We start from the raw sequence: 14,588 nt of genomic DNA on the forward strand, positions 1-14,588 counted from the left end.
GGATAGCGTGCGCGTCGACGTGGGAGAGACCGGGCAGATCCGGCACCGAAGGAGCAACCGCCCCGGAAACTCTCAGGTAAAAGGACCCGCCGGCGCCAACATCTGGAGAGAGGCGCGGCGACGCGTCCGCCGACGGGATAGCGATCTCAGGCACAAGGGACAGAGGGGCATGGGCCGCGGCGAGCGGTCGGGGAGAGCGCGTGCCGACCGAGTCCCAGATGCTGCCGCTCGATCGCGGCGCGACACGCCCGATCAGCGTGGCCGAGCTGTTCACGATCGGCGTTGGCCCATCGAGCTCGCACACGGTCGGGCCGATGCGCGCCGCGCACGACTTCGCCGAGCGCGCCATCGCGGGCGAGCGCGCGCCGCGTCATGTCAGCTGCGCGCTGTACGGCTCGCTCGCGCTGACCGGGCGCGGCCACGCCACCGACACGGCGACGCTGCTCGGGCTGGCGGGCTGGTTGCCCGAGCGGCTCGACCCCGACACCGCGCCCGCGATCGTCGCCGCGGTCCGGGAGACCAAGCGGCTCTCGCTCGGCGGTGCGCGGACGATCGCGTTCGACGCGGAGGACGACCTCGTCTTCCACCCGCGCACGTTCCTGCCGCAGCACCCCAACGGCATGTGCTTCACCGCGACCTATGACGATGGCGCGACGCTGGAGGAGACCTATTTCTCGATCGGCGGGGGCGCGATCCTGCGGCTCGGCGCGCCGCCGCTCGCGCACAATATCGCGGTGGCGCATCCTTTCTCGTCGAGCGCCGAGCTGCTGGTGCGCTGCGAGGAGACCCGGCTCAGCATCGGCGCGCTCGTCCGCGCCAACGAGGAGGCATGGCGCTCGCCCGCGGAGAGCGACGCCTTCCTCGACTCAGTGCGCGACGCGATGAGCGCCTGTATCGACCGCGGCATCGCGCAGGAAGGCACGCTGCCGGGCGGGCTGCGGGTGCGCCGCCGCGCGCGGGCGCTGCACGAGTCCCTGTCGCGGTGCGGCCCGGAGGATCGCCCCGCCGCGGTGTTCGAGTGGGTCAGCCTGTGGGCGATCGCGGTGAACGAGGAGAATGCCGCGGGCGGCCGTGTCGTCACCGCGCCGACCAACGGCGCGGCGGGCGTGCTGCCCGCGGTGCTGCGCTACTACGAAGAACTCGTGCCGGGTGCGACGCGGGCCGGCGCGCGTCACTTCCTCTACACCGCCGCGGCGATCGGCATGCTGTATAAGAAGCGCGCCTCGATCTCGGCCGCCGAGATGGGGTGCCAGGGCGAGGTCGGCGTCGCCTGCTCGATGGCGGCAGGCGCGCTCGCCGCGGTGCTGGGCGGCACCGACCGGCAGGTGGAGAATGCCGCCGAGATCGGCATGGAGCACAATCTCGGGCTCACCTGCGACCCGATCGCCGGGCTGGTCCAGATCCCGTGCATCGAGCGCAACACGATGGGTGCGGTCAAGGCGATCAACGCCGCCTATCTCGCGCTGCGCGGCGACGGCAGTCACGTCGTCAGCCTCGACGCGGTGATCGAAACGATGCGACAGACCGGCGAGGACATGCGCAGCCAGTATAAGGAGACCAGCCTCGGCGGTCTGGCCGTGAATGTGGTCGAGTGCTGACAAGGGGCGGAGTCCGCGCTGACCTCCGCGATCAGTTCACCGCCATCAGCTGCGACGGGTACGGCTGCGCCAGCGCGACCGCGTCCTCGAACGGACAGCTGAGCCAGCGTTCCTCGTCCTCCTCGTGGAGCAGCACCGGCATCGCCTTGGGATGGATCGGTGCGACCAGCGGGTTGGGTGCGCACGTCAGGAAGGCGAACACCGCGCCCTGCTCCGTCGGGCGCCACACGCCGGCGAAGCTGACGATCGCGCGGCTCGGCACGTCGAACCAGTGGAGCGGGAGCTTGCCGTCCGCTGCGCGGTGCTGGCCATACTCGCTGAAGGCGGTGAAGGGCACCAGGCAGCGCCGCCGCGGGTTGGCCAGCGCCGAGCGCCAGAAGGGCGAGGTGTAGTTGCGGACGTTGGTGATCTTCTTGGTGAGCAGCACGGGCCTGCCGGTTGCCTTGTCGATGCGCTTGCCCGGCACCTGGTGCGGGAAGCCCCAGGCCATCGCGTCGAGCGCGCGGCCGGCGTCGGTTTCGCGCACGACATAGGCGGGGCGGTCAGGGAAGAGCTCGGGCGGCGGCACTTCGAGGTCGGGCGGGAAGGGCACCGCGACGCCGTAGCGCGTTGCCAGTGCGATCTGCGCCTCGGTCATACGGTAGCGGTTGCACATCGCCGGCAGGCTGCCCGATCGCAACGATCTCAGCAACATATCGCGGGCGCTCGCCACCCGGCAGCTCGACGTTCGCGCCTCTGAGCCGCCTTCGGACACCATCGCCGGCGCACGAGATTAAGCGATGAGTGGCGCAGCGCGCGCGTCACGCCCGCACACCGTGATGCATGTTGTGGCGCGACCTTGATCCAGGTGTATCCCGTCAGGTGACGGGAGACGCCATGTTCAATCCGCTCGCGGCGAAGCTGAGCAGCTTCACCGATCTGGCCGACGGCGACGTGGCGGCGCTCGACGCGCTGTTCGGCGCCCCGGTGACCGGCCACGCCCACAGCGACGTGATCCGCGAGGGCGATCGTCCCGAGCAGGTGATCCTGCTGCTGCGCGGCTGGGCGTGTCGCTACAAGGTGCTCGAGAACGGGTCACGACAGATCGTCGCCTACCTCGTGCCCGGTGATCTGTGCGACCCGCACGTTTTTATCCTAGACGTGATGGACCACAGCATCGGGCTGTTGACCGACGCGACCCTCGCCTTCATCTCGCGCGAGGCGATCATCCGCCTGACCGACTGCTGCCCCAAGATCGCGCGCGCTCTGTGGTGGTCGACCCTGGTGGACGAGGCGGTACTGCGACATTGGCTGGTCAACCTCGGCCAACGCGACGCCTTCGACCGCGTGGCCCATCTGTTCTGCGAGTTGTGGGACCGGATGCGGCAAGTGTGCCTCGACGCGGGCGACGCGCTCGAGGTCCCGCTCACGCAGGAGCAGCTCGGCGACACCATGGCGCTCACCACGGTGCACACCAACCGGGTCATCCAGCGGATGCGTACCGAGGGCCTCATTTCCGTGACCAGGAAGATGATCCGCGTGCACGACATCGAGCGGCTGCGCGCGATGTGCGGCTATGATCCGACCTACCTTCACCTGCGCCGGCGCGCGTAGCCGCTGCGGCCGAGCGGCAGCGCGCATCGAAGAACGCGCTGCCGCGTTGAAGGCTGATGACCAGGCAAGATACGCTCGACGTGAACACCGCGACGGCAGACCAGTTGGACGCGGTCCCAGGTCTGCGGGGGCACGGCTTCGAGATCGTCCGCTATCGCGAGGAACGAGGCCGCTTCACTGACCTTCGCCAGCTCGACGAGGTTCCCGGGCTGAGCGGCAAGTGCGACGATAGCCGCGCGTCGTTGACGGTCGGTAACGGCTGACGCGCGGGCCTACATCCAGCGGTCCCGGCGTGCCCACTTCGACGCTGGTCACGCCGGACAATCGTTACCTCGTGGTGCGAGGGCGGCTGTGGCGGCGCTCCGATCCGCGCCTCTCCGAGCAGGAGCGGGAGCGCCTGGTGGGTGAGTTGATGACGGCACGCCGCGCGGTCGCCGTCGCGCTGCGCGCCGGCCACGGCGAGGCGCTGCGATCGGCACGCGCAGGCGTCCAGGCAGCGAAGGTGGCGCTGGGCGAGCGCGGACCGCTCTGGTGGGACGATGGTGCCCCCAATTACACCAGACGCATGGCGCGAAACACGCCCTATGCGAGCTGGTACGAGAGTGTATTGGCGTGATATGCGCGCGGCTGACTCTCCCTCTGGCGCGGCGCGGCACGACGTCACACGGGGTGGCACAGGTCGTCGTCGTCGCTCGGCGTGCGCGGTTCACGTCCTCACACCATAGCTGTGCCAGCAAGGTGGACGGGGGTACGCTGCCGGATCGGCCGAACGGCGGTGAGAGGGATGCGGTGAGATAAGGCTGTGGTCGGGGAGACAGGATTCGAACCTGCGACATCCTGCTCCCAAAGCAGGCGCGCTACCAGACTGCGCCACTCCCCGACGCGGTTGCCGGCCTAGTCGCCGCGGCGCGGCGACGCAAGCTCGGGCGGACAAGCGAAGGGGCACCCGCGGGTGCCCCTAGCCGATCCCGACGCTTCACCGGCTCCAGCGCTCAGCGCGTCGCCGGTTCGGCCGCGACGTTGCCGGTGTTGCCCGCATCGTCGCCGAAGTTCGTCTCAGCACCGGCGAGCATCGCCGCGGCACTGTCGTTGGCGGCGGCCTCGGCCATCGCCTCGAGATTGTCGGCGCGACGCTCGAGCGCGTCGGCCATCATCTCGGTGTTGTTCCCGATCGAGGCGGGTTCGGGGTTGCGGTCGCACGCGGTGACGCCGAGCGGCGCGACAGCGGCGAGCAGCGGAAGCAGCGAGCGCCTCATCCTCCCGAACCCGACCCGGTCGATCACATGTTGTGCGCGGCGTCCTCGCCGGAGTCGCGGACATTGTCAGCGGCCGAGTGGATGTTCTCGGCAACCGCCTCGGCATTGTCCTCGGCGAACGGGTTCGCGGTGGTGTTCGACATGTCGGCGACGTTGCTCGCGAGCGCGTCCATGTTGTCCGCCATCATGTCGGCGTTGTTCTCGACCGCGGCGGCCTCCGGCGACTTCGAGCAGGCGGCGACCGACATCAGCGACGCGGCGGCGGCGACGAGCAGGATCTTCTTCATCTGAATGCTCCCAAGCATCATAAACCATTCGCGGCCGACCCCAACGCCGTCGCGAACGCTCGCCATACCCTACCGCCGCGGGGGGTCAATAAGCAAAATTCATCTCTCCGAAAGGTTGCGACGAACGGTGACGCCTGCCGCAGCTCCTCGCGCTCACGGCCGCGGCACCGGCCCGATCTCCTCCGGCGCGTCGGCGACGACGGCGAGCATCGTCGTCCAGGCCGCGACATTCTGCCGCAGCTGCTCGGGATCGACCCGCTCGAGCGTGTCGTCGGGCGTGTGGTGCGTGTCGAAATAGCGCAGGCCCGATTGGTTGAGGTCGACTCCGGCGACGCCCGTGGCGATCGTCGCGGCGATGTCGGTGCCGTCGCCCGCCTTGCCCGCGCCACGCACGATGCCGAGCGGCGAGAGCGCGCTGGCGAGCCGGTCGCCGACCGCCGCGGCGCTCTCCGGCAACGAGGTCTCGAAGCGCCACACGCGGTCGGCGCCGAAGTCGCTCTCCGCCGCGATCGCGTGGCGCTCCTTGCCATGGCGCTCGGCATAAGCCGCGCCGCCGAGGCCGCCGACTTCCTCCGCGCCGAACCAGACGACTCGGATCGTGCGCCGCGGGCGATGGCCGCTGTCGAGGATCCGCTTGGCCGCGGCGGCGGTGATCGCCACGCCACTGGCGTCGTCGATCGCGCCGGTGGCGAGGTCCCAGCTGTCGAGATGGCCGCCGACCAGCACCACGCCCGCATTGGGGTCGGTGCCGGGCACCTCGGCGATGACGTTGCCCGACTGGCTCGGGCCGGGCGAGCGCGGGGTGAGCAGCAGGTGCATCCGGATCGGCTGGCCGCGCTTGGCCATGCGCTCGATCAGCGTGGCGTCGGGCACCGACAGCGCGGCGGCGGGGATCGGCTTCACGCCGTCGGGAAAGTCGGTCGTGCCGGTATGCGGCAAGCGGTGGGTGTCGGTGCCGATCGAGCGGATCACGATCGCCGCCGCGCCCTTGCTCGCCGCGACGCCGGGGCCGTTGAAGCGCGTGACGCCGTTGGCGCCGTAGCCCGAGCCGTCCTGCGTCGGCTGCATGCTGTTGCCGACATAGGCGATCTTACCCGTGAGCAAGCCCGCCGGCGCGGCCACAAGGTCACCATAGGTCGAGAACACGACCAGCTCGGCGGTGATCCCCTTGGGCGGGGTCGCGGCGGAGTGGCCGAGCGCGACCAGCTTCAGCTTCTGCGGGAACGGCGTGACGATCTCGGCCTCTTCCTCGCCGCGCAGCCACAGCGGCATGGTGAAGGGCTCGGCGCGGACGTTGCTGAAACCCAGCGCGGTCAGCTTCTTCACCGCCCAGTCGCGCGCGCGCGCCTCGGCGTCGGTGGCGGCGAGGCGCTGGCCGATCTCGGTCGTCAGCCCCTCGACCAGCTCATAGGCGAGCTCGTCCTTCAGCGCGGCGTCGCGCAGCGCTGCCACCTCGGGCGCCACCGCGGCGGGCGCGCGCGGTACCGCGTGCTGCGCGGCGGCGGGCGCGGCGAGCGCGACCAGGGTGGCGAGGGCGCTGGTGGCGAGCGCGGCGATCCGGAGCGGGGAGCGGTTCATCCGCAGCGGCGTAATCAAGCGTTGCCAATTTGCCAACGCACGCCGGCGCGCTTACATGCGCGCCACCGCATTTCCGTCGTACCCAGCCCATGGAGCAGCGCGCCAGATGGCCGTCCAGTACACCTATGTCATGAAGGGTCTGACCAAGACCTTCCCGGGCGCGAACAAGCCCGTGCTCAACAACATCCACCTGCAGTTCATCCCCTCGGCGAAGATCGCGATCATCGGCCCCAACGGCGCCGGCAAGTCGACGCTGATGAAGATCATGGCGGGAATGGACCCGGACTTCACCGGCGAGGCATGGGCCGCCGAGGGCGTGCGCGTGGGCTATCTCGCGCAGGAGCCGCAGCTCGATCCCACCAAGGACGTGATCGGCAACGTCAAGGACGGCGTGCGCCCGATCGCGGACCTGGTCGATCGCTTCAACGCGATCTCCGCCGAGATGGGCGATCCCAAGGACGACACCGACTTCGACGCGCTGATGGAAGAAATGGGCGAGCTCCAGGGCAAGATCGACGCGGTCGACGGCTGGACGCTCGACAACCAGCTCGAGGTCGCGATGGAGGCGCTGCGCTGCCCGCCGGGCGACGCCGACGTCACCAAGCTGTCGGGCGGCGAGCGCCGTCGCGTCGCGCTCTGCCGGCTGCTGCTGGAGAAGCCCGACATCCTGCTGCTCGACGAGCCGACCAACCACCTCGACGCGGAGAGCGTGTCGTGGCTCGAGAACTTCCTCAAGGAATATGCCGGCAACGTCATCCTCGTCACCCACGACCGCTACTTTCTCGACAATGTCGTCAACTGGGTGCTCGAGCTCGATCGCGGCCGCTACTACACCTATGAGAGCAACTACTCGGGCTATCTCGAGAAGAAGGCCAAGCGTCTCGAGCAGGAGGAGCGCGAGGAGGCGGGCAAGCAGAAGGCGATCGCCGACGAGCTGGCGTGGATGCGCCAGACCCCCAAGGCGCGCCAGACCAAGAGCAAGGCACGCATCCGCGCCTTCGACGAGCTGATGGCGAAGCAGGAGAATCGTGTCGCCGGCAAGGCGCAGATCCTGATCCAGCTGCCCGAGCGGCTCGGCGGCAAGGTGATCGAGGCCAAGGGGCTGACCAAGTCGTACGGCGACAAATTGCTGTTCGAGAACCTCGACTTCATGCTCCCGCCGGGCGGGATCGTCGGTGTGATCGGGCCGAACGGCGCCGGCAAGTCGACGCTGTTCAAGCTGATCACCGGCCAGGAGCAGCCCGACGCGGGCACGATCGAGGTCGGCTCGACCGTCAAGCTCGGCTATGTCGACCAGAGCCGCGACGACCTCGATCCCAACAAGAACGTGTGGCAGGAGATCTCGGACGAGCTCGAGGTGTTCCGCTTCGGCAAGCAGGAGCTGGGCACGCGCGCCTATGTCGGCGCGTTCAACTTCCGCGGTCCCGACCAGCAGAAGAAGGTCGGCCAGCTCTCGGGCGGTGAGCGCAACCGAGTCCACATGGCCAAGATGCTCAAGGAGGGCGGCAACGTCCTGCTGCTCGACGAGCCGACCAACGACCTCGATGTCGAGACGCTGCGCGCGCTGGAAGAGGCGCTGGAGACCTTCGCTGGCTGCGCGGTGGTGATCAGCCACGATCGCTTCTTCCTCGATCGTCTCTGCACGCACATCCTCGCGTTCGAGGGCGACAGCCACGTCGAGTGGTTCGAGGGCAATTACGAGAGCTACGAGGAGGACAAGCGCCGCCGAATGGGCGACGCCGCCGACCGCCCGACGCGGCTTGCGTACAAGAAGCTGACGCGCTGACGGGAGCGTCGGGGCGGGTACGAGTCATCGTGCCCATCCCGGCGCCGGTACGCCTTCGCCACGCTAACCGCTTCCCCTCGCGGCCCCGGCTGGCGTAGCTGCGCGAATGGACCGACCCAATTACATCACCCCCGCGGGCTATGCCGCGCTGCGCGCCGAGTACGACCAGCTCTTCGCCGACGAGCGCCCCGCGCTGGTCGAGACGATCGCCTGGGCCGCGGGCAACGGCGACCGCTCCGAGAACGGCGATTACATCTACGGCCGCAAGCGGCTGCGCGAGATCGACCGGCGGCTCGGCTGGCTGTCGAAGCGGATGAAGGCCGCCAAGGTGGTTGATCCGGCCCAGCAGCCCGACCGCACGCGCGTGTGGTTCGGTGCCACCGTCACCCTCGTCGACGAGGACGACAGAGAGCGTGTGCTCACGCTCGTCGGCGATGACGAGGCCGACGCCGGGGCGGGGCGGGTCGGCTGGAACGCGCCGCTCGCCCGCGCGCTGCGCGGCGCCGCGGTAGGCGACCTGCGCCGCGTCCACCTGCCCGCCGGCGAGCGCGACTATGAGGTCGCGGCAGTTTCCTATCCACTCGCTTGAGGAACGGTGAGGCCGGCTAAGCCGTTGATCTTTCAATTAGGAGAGAGACGATGGCGAACGAGAACCCGCGCACCGAGAGCGCGCGCGACCATGACGACAAGGATGTGATCGAGGGCATGATCCCCGGCGGTGAGGCGGTGCCGAGCAGCGGCGGTGATGCGCTGGCACGCGAGGTCGGCAGCGCGGCCGATCTCGGCCAGGTCGACGATCCCGACGGCAGCGTGCGACCGACCAAGCAGGACGATATCGACGCGGGCGTGGCCTATCGCAGCGACAGGGGGTAGGGGAATGAGGGGGCGGACGGCGTCGACGACGGCCCCGACCGTTCCCGCTCCCGAATAGGCGTCGCGAACGACGTGGCTGGGCACAGTCGATGCGCGATTCTGGCCGACCAATCGGGATGTCCTCATAAACATTGACCTGCGTCGTTCCACCGCCGATGCAGCGGCATGCCCGCCGACGAACTTCCCACCCGCAACATCGCGTTGCTGATCGACGCCGACAATGCCTCCTGGCACGCGCTCGACCCAGTGCTGACCGCGCTGGCCGAATTCGGCAGCGTGAACGTCCGCCGCGTTTACGGCAATTGGGTGAAGGAGGCGCTCAAGGGCTGGCGCGACATGACCGTCAAGCACGGCATCGAGCCGCAGCAGCAGTTCGACCTCACCCGCGGCAAGAACGCGACCGACATGAAGATGACGATCGACGCGATGGACCTGCTCCACCGCGGTCGCGTCGACGCCTTCGGGATCATGTCGTCCGACAGCGACTTCATGCCGCTCGCGACGCGGATCCGGCAGGACGGGCTCGACGTCTACGGCTTCGGCAACAGCAATACGCCGGAGGGCTTTCGCAACGCCTGCACGCGCTTCATCGACGTCAACGCGCTGCTCGAGACGACCAAGCCCAAGCGCGCGCGTCGCGTCGAGGTGCCGTTCGACCAGTCGGTGCCGCCCGCGATCGGCACTGCCAGCGCCGCGCCCGCGCGCGCCACGGGAACGGTCGACGATCCCGAGCTGCTCCACCTGCTTCACGACGCGTACGACTCGCTCAAGCCCGACAGGGACGGGTTCGTCGGCCTGTCCGCCCTTGGCCAGCGGGCCGCCAACCGCTCGAGCTTCGACGTGCGCAACTACGGTTACAAGCGGCTCTCCGACCTGGTCGATGCGATCCCCTCGATCGACGTCGATCGGCGCGAGAACCACGTCTACGTACGCTGGAAGGACTGACTTTTTGACCCGACGCCTCATGCCTCTCGCCGCGCTCGCGCTGATCGCGGCGCCCGCTCTCGCGCAGGGCGCGTCGCACGCCGAGCCGAAGCGGCTCTCGGACGACGTCCGCACGCTCGCCGCGCCCGACTTCGGCGGTCGCGCGCCGGGAACGCCGGGGGAGAAGAGGACGCTCGACTGGCTGGTGGCGCGGTTCAAGGCGCTGGGGCTCGCGCCCGCGGGGCCGGACGGCCAGTACCTCCAGCAGGTGCCGCTGATCCATACGCGCGTCGCGCCCGACGCCGTGATGCGCGTCGGCGACGCGGCGCTGGCACAGGGCAAGGAGATCGCGGTGACCAGCGTGCGGCCCGCGGGGACGATCGCGATCACCGACTCGCCGTTGGTCTTCGTCGGCTATGGCGTGCGCGCGCCCGAGGCGCAGTGGGACGACTTCAAGGGCATGGACCTGCGCGGCAAGACCTTGGTCTTCCTCGTCAACGATCCCGACTTCGAGGCGCAGCCGGGCGACGACGCCAAGGGCCGCTTCGGCGACCGCCGGATGACCTATTACGGCCGCTGGACCTACAAGTTCGAGGAGGCAGCGCGGCAGGGCGCTGCCGCCGCGCTGATCATCCATGACACCGCGGGCGCGGGCTATCCCTGGTCGACCGTCAACGCCTCCAACGGCGAGAATTACGACATCGTCCGCGGCGCGGACGACCCGCGCGTGCCGCTCCAGGGCTGGATCGAGCACGACGCCGCCGAGCGCCTCTTCGTCGCCGCCGGGCTCGACCTCGCGGCGTTGCGGGTGAAGGCGCGCTCGGCGTCGTTCCGCCCGGTGGCGATGGGCAAGAGCTTCTCCGCCGCCGCGGCGGTGAAGGTGGAGCGGATCACCAGCGCCAACGTGCTCGCCAAGATCCCGGGTCGCACCCGCCCGAACGAGTCGGTGATGTTCGCGGCGCACTGGGATGCCTATGGCGAGGGGCCGCCCGACTCGAGCGGGCGCACGCTCCGCCCGGGCGCCAATGACGACGCGCTCGGCACCGCGGGCGTGGTCGAGCTGGCGCGGCTGTTCAAGGCGGGGCCGGCCCCCGAGCGCTCGCTCGTCTTCGCCTTGTGGACCGGCGAGGAGCGCGGGCTGCTCGGGTCCGAATATTACGCGACCCACCCGACGATGCCGCTCGCCACCACCGCGGCGAACCTGACGCTCGACATCCTCCAGACCGCGGGTCCGGCCAAGGACGTGGTGTTGGTCGGCCCCGGCCAGTCGACGCTCGACCCGCTGCTCGCCGTGGCGGCGCGCGCGCAGGGACGCACGATCACGCCGGAGACGTTCAGCGAGCGCGGCCTGTTCTACCGCGCCGACCATTTCTCGACGGTGCGGCGCGGCGTGCCCGCGCTGCTGCTGATGGCGCTCGGCGGCGCGTCGGACCTGGCGCAGGGCGGCCGCACCGCCGGGCAGACGTGGCTCGACGCGTACATGGCCTGCTACCACAAGACCTGCGACAGCTGGGACGCGGGCTGGGACCTGCGCGGCGCGGCGATGGACGTCGACCTGTTCCGCGACGTCGGCACCCGGCTGGCAACCCCCGGCGTCTGGCCGAGTTGGAGCGCGGGCAGCGAGTTCGCCGCCACGCGCGATCGGAGCGCCGCCGAGCGGAAGTGATCGTCTCGCGCGATCGGCCCCGCCGTCCGCGGGTCCGGCCGCGAGATCAGCCGCCGCGGCTGCGCCCGAGGTACCAGCTCAGGTTGTTTGGCCCGCGGCTGCGCGCCCGCGGCGGGTTCATCAGGTCGTACACCACGGCGTTCTCGAGCACGCGCTGCACGTAGTTGCGCGTCTCGGAGTAAGGGATGGCCTCGACCCAGTCGACCATGTCGACCGCCCCGGTGCGCGGGTCGCCGTTGGCGCGGAGCCATTTATTCACGTTGCCCGGCCCGGCGTTATAGGCCGCGATCGCCAGCGGATAGCTGCCGTACAGCCCGAAGATGCGCTGGAAGTAGCTCGATCCGAGCTGGATGTTGTAGCCCGTGTCGTCGACCAGCCGCCCGGCGTCGTAGGACAGGCCCAGCTTGCCCGCCTGCTCGCGCGCCGTGGCAGGCATCAGCTGCATCAGCCCGGAGGCGCCCACGGGGCTGCGCGCGGTGCGGTCGAACTGGCTCTCCTGCCGCGCCACCGCGTGGATCATCGTCCACTGGTCCTCGTAGCCGCTTGGTACGGCGACGGTGGGGAAGCCGTTGGCGCTATATTCGGTCAGCCCGTTCTGCATCGCGCTCCGCCCGACCAGCACGCCCAGGTCGGGGCGGCGCAGCTGGCGCGACAGCTCGTCGGCGAGATAATGGTCGGTGTCGCCCTTCGCCACGACCGCGATCTGCTTCACGAACGCGGTCTGGTCCTGATACTGGCCGGTCTGCCCGAGGAACTGCGCGGCGCGGACGATTTCGCGCGCGTAGAAGGCCTGGCGCGCGGCGGGGTCGATCGCGGGCGTCGGCGGCGCGGGCGGGGCGGTGAGGCGGCGCCCGAGATGCTCGATCGCGAGCTGGCCGTAATATTGGTCGCGGTAGCCGGCGGCGCGCTCGAACAGCGCCGCGGTGTCGGGCTGCTGCGCCTTCTCGGCGGCACGCGCCGCCCAGTAGAAGCCTTTCGCCCGCGTCTGCGGCGCCTGGCTGGCGCGACCGTAGCGCTCGAACATGGCGCGCGCGTCGGCCGGGCGGTTGAGCCTGGTCGCGGCCTGGCCGGCGAGCCACGCCAGCGACGTGTAATCGTCGCGCTCGCCATAGCCCTTGGTCGAGACGTCGGTGCCGGGCGGATAGGCGTCGTCGACCTGGCGCGCAATGTCATAGGCGGTCTGCCACTGGCCATCCGCCGCCGCCGCGCGCGCGTTGACCAGCAGCACCTCGTAGAATTTCTCGACATTGCCCGGCAGCGCCATGCCGCTGCGGCTTCGTGCCAGCCAGGAACGCGCGCTGGGCGAGGCGCCCGCGTTGCGCAGCCACGTCGCCTTGTCGGCGATATAGCCCGGGTCGCGCGCTCCGATCGAGTCGCCGCTCGCCGCCAACGACGAGGCCTCGGGCGAGTCGCTGCGGAAGGCGAGCCGCGCCGTGAACAGCGGCCGCGCCGACGCGCTGGTGTAGGGCAGCACGCGCGCCGCCGCCGAAGTGTTGCCCTGCCATAGCAGCGCGTCGAAGCGGCGATCGTGGTCGGCCGGGGTGAGCGCCGAGCCGAACTGGCCCAGCACCGCCGCCTCGTCCTGCGCCGAGAGCGAGCCGAGCCGCCAGGCGGTGCGCGCCGCCTCCTGCGCCTGCGCGCTGGCGCCCGTCGCCATGTACGCGCGCGCGCACGCGACCCATCCCGCGGCGGTCAGCGGCGCCCACCGACGGCAATAGGCCGCGACGCTGGCGGGCGCGACGTTCGGGTCGGACGCCTTGCGCTCCACCGTGCGGCGCATCGCCGCCTCGCCGGGCCAGCCGGGGTGCGCGGTGAGGAAGCTGACATAGCTGTCGAACGGCAGCGCGTCGGTCTGCTGGAGCACCTTCCACTGCGCCAGCGGCTGCGCCATGCCGGGCAGCGGCGCGGCCGGGCTGGAGATCGCGGCGGGGGCCGGGGCACCTTGCGGCACCGACACGCTACCATATTGACTTGCCGCGAGAACCGCGACGCCTGCTGCTGCTACGACGAAGATCAACGAACCTGCCTTCACTCTCTGTACGACGCGACCGGTGGACAGACTAGCGACCCTAGCCGTATCTGCGCTGAACGGCGCCCCCCAATCGGTCGCAGGAGCAAATTCACCTCATGTTCTCCGGTTCCATTCCCGCCCTGGTGACCCCGTTCGACCCGGCCGGTGGCTTCGACGAGCGCGCCTATCGCGAGCTGATCGAGTGGCAGGTCGCCGAGGGCTCGTCCGCGCTCGTCCCCTGCGGCACCACCGGCGAGGCGGCGACGCTGACTCAGCAGGAGCAGTTCGCGATCGTGCGCGTCTGCGTCGACCAGGCGCGCGGGCGCGTCCCGGTGATCGCGGGCGCTGGCTCGAACGACACCCGCGTCGCCGCCGCCAACCTGCGCGCCGCCAAGGAGGCCGGCGCCGACGCGGCGCTGATGGTCCCGCCTTACTACAACCGGCCGTCGCAGGAGGGGATCTTCCGCCATTTCGAGGCACTGGCGCAGGAGGCGCCGCTGCCGATCGTGCTGTACAACGTGCCCGCGCGCACCGTCACCGACATCCTGCCCGACACGCTGGTGCGGATCGTCACCGCCTTCCCGCAGGCCTTCGTCGCGGTAAAGGACGCCTCGGGCGTGCTCCAGCGCGTGTCGCAGCACCGTGCGGCGCTGGGAGCGGACTTCTGCCAGCTCTCGGGCAACGACGATCTTGCGCTCGGCTACAACGCGATGGGCGGGACGGGGTGCATTTCCGTCACCGCCAATGTCGCGCCGCGGCTCAGCGCCGACTTCCAGCGCGCCTGCGCGGCCGGTGACGCGGCGGAGGCGCTGGTGCTGCACGACCGGCTGTTCCCGCTCCACGTCGCTCTGTTCAGCGACGCGTCGCCGGGACCGGTGAAGTACGCGATGACTCGGGTACGGCCAGACTTCCCCGCCGGGCTGCGGCTGCCGATGACGTGGCCGGGCGAGGCGAGCCGGCAGGCGGTCGACGCGGCGATGGCGCACGCGGGATTGTGATGTGCCGGTGGGTTCGAC

15 protein-coding genes, 1 tRNA gene and 1 riboswitch are annotated in these 14,588 nt (G+C 70.2%); of the genes, 10 read left to right on the forward strand and 6 right to left on the reverse strand.

Annotation, left to right across the window (positions count from 1 at the left end):
* Positions 1-10: 10 nt before the first annotated feature.
* Positions 11-97: riboswitch (glycine riboswitch) on the forward strand.
* Positions 98-218: 121 nt separating this feature from the next.
* Entirely contained in the window at positions 219-1,598 is a 1,380-nt protein-coding gene (locus FHY02_RS01585; RefSeq protein WP_183921370.1) for an L-serine ammonia-lyase, read from the forward strand.
* 31 nt (positions 1,599-1,629) lie between these two features.
* Here FHY02_RS01585 and FHY02_RS01590 read toward each other — a convergent pair whose 3' ends face one another.
* Positions 1,630-2,292: an SOS response-associated peptidase gene (locus tag FHY02_RS01590; protein ID WP_260172552.1), complete on the reverse strand. Its 663-nt coding sequence runs from the start codon at positions 2,290-2,292 to the stop codon at positions 1,630-1,632.
* Between the two features lie 182 nt (positions 2,293-2,474).
* On the opposite strand from FHY02_RS01590, the gene FHY02_RS01595 reads away from it, so the two are divergent.
* Genes FHY02_RS01595 through FHY02_RS01605 form a run of 3 tightly spaced genes read left to right on the forward strand, consistent with a single transcriptional unit; the run spans position 2,475 to position 3,807 of the window.
* Entirely contained in the window at positions 2,475-3,191 is a 717-nt protein-coding gene (locus FHY02_RS01595; protein ID WP_183919859.1) for a Crp/Fnr family transcriptional regulator, read from the forward strand.
* Positions 3,192-3,247: 56 nt separating this feature from the next.
* Entirely contained in the window at positions 3,248-3,454 is a 207-nt protein-coding gene (locus tag FHY02_RS01600; protein WP_183919861.1) for a helix-hairpin-helix domain-containing protein, read from the forward strand.
* Positions 3,455-3,483: 29 nt separating this feature from the next.
* Positions 3,484-3,807: a hypothetical protein gene (locus FHY02_RS01605; protein WP_311731720.1), complete on the forward strand. Its 324-nt coding sequence runs from the start codon at positions 3,484-3,486 to the stop codon at positions 3,805-3,807.
* A gap of 187 nt (positions 3,808-3,994) precedes the next feature.
* On the opposite strand, the gene FHY02_RS01610 is transcribed toward FHY02_RS01605, so the two are convergent.
* The 4 genes from FHY02_RS01610 to FHY02_RS01625 all read right to left on the reverse strand — a co-directional run bounded on the left by FHY02_RS01610 (position 3,995) and on the right by FHY02_RS01625 (position 6,312).
* Positions 3,995-4,071: transfer RNA gene (locus FHY02_RS01610), tRNA-Pro, on the reverse strand.
* A 112-nt stretch (positions 4,072-4,183) separates the two neighbouring features.
* Positions 4,184-4,447 (reverse strand): hypothetical protein, encoded by a 264-nt coding sequence (locus tag FHY02_RS01615; protein ID WP_183919863.1) that lies wholly within the window; start codon positions 4,445-4,447, stop codon positions 4,184-4,186.
* A gap of 23 nt (positions 4,448-4,470) precedes the next feature.
* On the reverse strand, positions 4,471-4,734 hold the full coding sequence (locus FHY02_RS01620; protein WP_183919865.1) for a hypothetical protein: 264 nt from the start codon (positions 4,732-4,734) through the stop codon (positions 4,471-4,473).
* Between the two features lie 153 nt (positions 4,735-4,887).
* Positions 4,888-6,312, reverse strand: a complete 1,425-nt coding sequence (locus FHY02_RS01625; protein ID WP_183919867.1) for a M20/M25/M40 family metallo-hydrolase — start codon at positions 6,310-6,312, stop codon at positions 4,888-4,890.
* Between the two features lie 106 nt (positions 6,313-6,418).
* Between FHY02_RS01625 and ettA the strand changes: the two genes are divergently transcribed.
* The 5 genes from ettA (at position 6,419) to FHY02_RS01650 (ending at position 11,561) form a co-directional block, all read left to right on the forward strand.
* Positions 6,419-8,098, forward strand: coding sequence for an energy-dependent translational throttle protein EttA (gene ettA, locus FHY02_RS01630; RefSeq protein ID WP_183919869.1), 1,680 nt, complete (start codon positions 6,419-6,421; stop codon positions 8,096-8,098).
* A 106-nt stretch (positions 8,099-8,204) separates the two neighbouring features.
* Complete coding sequence (greB, locus tag FHY02_RS01635) at positions 8,205-8,687, forward strand: transcription elongation factor GreB (RefSeq protein WP_183919871.1); 483 nt, start codon at positions 8,205-8,207, stop codon at positions 8,685-8,687.
* A gap of 50 nt (positions 8,688-8,737) precedes the next feature.
* Positions 8,738-8,971, forward strand: a complete 234-nt coding sequence (locus FHY02_RS01640; protein ID WP_183919873.1) for a hypothetical protein — start codon at positions 8,738-8,740, stop codon at positions 8,969-8,971.
* A 165-nt stretch (positions 8,972-9,136) separates the two neighbouring features.
* Positions 9,137-9,916 carry an NYN domain-containing protein gene (locus tag FHY02_RS01645; protein WP_183919875.1) on the forward strand — a complete coding sequence of 260 codons (780 nt, stop codon included), beginning with the start codon at positions 9,137-9,139 and terminating at the stop codon, positions 9,914-9,916.
* A 19-nt stretch (positions 9,917-9,935) separates the two neighbouring features.
* Complete coding sequence (locus FHY02_RS01650) at positions 9,936-11,561, forward strand: M28 family peptidase (protein ID WP_183921374.1); 1,626 nt, start codon at positions 9,936-9,938, stop codon at positions 11,559-11,561.
* Positions 11,562-11,607: 46 nt separating this feature from the next.
* Here the strand turns inward: FHY02_RS01650 and FHY02_RS01655 are convergent, their stop codons facing one another.
* Positions 11,608-13,452, reverse strand: coding sequence for a lytic transglycosylase domain-containing protein (locus FHY02_RS01655; RefSeq protein ID WP_183921375.1), 1,845 nt, complete (start codon positions 13,450-13,452; stop codon positions 11,608-11,610).
* 236 nt (positions 13,453-13,688) lie between these two features.
* Here FHY02_RS01655 and dapA point away from each other — a divergent pair, with 236 nt between their 5' ends.
* The gene (gene dapA / locus FHY02_RS01660; RefSeq protein ID WP_183919877.1) at positions 13,689-14,570 is read left to right on the forward strand and encodes a 4-hydroxy-tetrahydrodipicolinate synthase; all 882 of its coding nucleotides are present in this window, start codon (positions 13,689-13,691) and stop codon (positions 14,568-14,570) included.
* Positions 14,571-14,588: the final 18 nt, after the last annotated feature.

Origin of the sequence: Sphingomonas sp. BK069, assembly GCF_014193405.1 — a bacterium.
Taxonomy (GTDB): Bacteria; Pseudomonadota; Alphaproteobacteria; order Sphingomonadales; family Sphingomonadaceae; genus Sphingomonas.

Bases quoted from the DNA above. Each gene is read 5' to 3' on its own strand.
- greB (WP_183919871.1), top strand. From the start codon at position 8,205: ATGGACCGACCCAATTACATCACCCCCGCGGGCTATGCCGCGCTGCGC.
- FHY02_RS01600 (WP_183919861.1), top strand. From the start codon at position 3,248: ATGACCAGGCAAGATACGCTCGACGTGAACACCGCGACGGCAGACCAG.
- ettA (WP_183919869.1), top strand. From the start codon at position 6,419: ATGGCCGTCCAGTACACCTATGTCATGAAGGGTCTGACCAAGACCTTC.
- FHY02_RS01640 (WP_183919873.1), top strand. From the start codon at position 8,738: ATGGCGAACGAGAACCCGCGCACCGAGAGCGCGCGCGACCATGACGAC.
- FHY02_RS01615 (WP_183919863.1), bottom strand. From the start codon at position 4,447: ATGAGGCGCTCGCTGCTTCCGCTGCTCGCCGCTGTCGCGCCGCTCGGC.
- dapA (WP_183919877.1), top strand. From the start codon at position 13,689: ATGTTCTCCGGTTCCATTCCCGCCCTGGTGACCCCGTTCGACCCGGCC.
- FHY02_RS01595 (WP_183919859.1), top strand. From the start codon at position 2,475: ATGTTCAATCCGCTCGCGGCGAAGCTGAGCAGCTTCACCGATCTGGCC.
- FHY02_RS01645 (WP_183919875.1), top strand. From the start codon at position 9,137: ATGCCCGCCGACGAACTTCCCACCCGCAACATCGCGTTGCTGATCGAC.
- FHY02_RS01590 (WP_260172552.1), bottom strand. From the start codon at position 2,292: ATGTTGCTGAGATCGTTGCGATCGGGCAGCCTGCCGGCGATGTGCAAC.
- FHY02_RS01585 (WP_183921370.1), top strand. From the start codon at position 219: ATGCTGCCGCTCGATCGCGGCGCGACACGCCCGATCAGCGTGGCCGAG.
- FHY02_RS01620 (WP_183919865.1), bottom strand. From the start codon at position 4,734: ATGAAGAAGATCCTGCTCGTCGCCGCCGCCGCGTCGCTGATGTCGGTC.
- FHY02_RS01650 (WP_183921374.1), top strand. From the start codon at position 9,936: ATGCCTCTCGCCGCGCTCGCGCTGATCGCGGCGCCCGCTCTCGCGCAG.
- FHY02_RS01655 (WP_183921375.1), bottom strand. From the start codon at position 13,452: ATGGCGCAGCCGCTGGCGCAGTGGAAGGTGCTCCAGCAGACCGACGCG.
- FHY02_RS01625 (WP_183919867.1), bottom strand. From the start codon at position 6,312: ATGAACCGCTCCCCGCTCCGGATCGCCGCGCTCGCCACCAGCGCCCTC.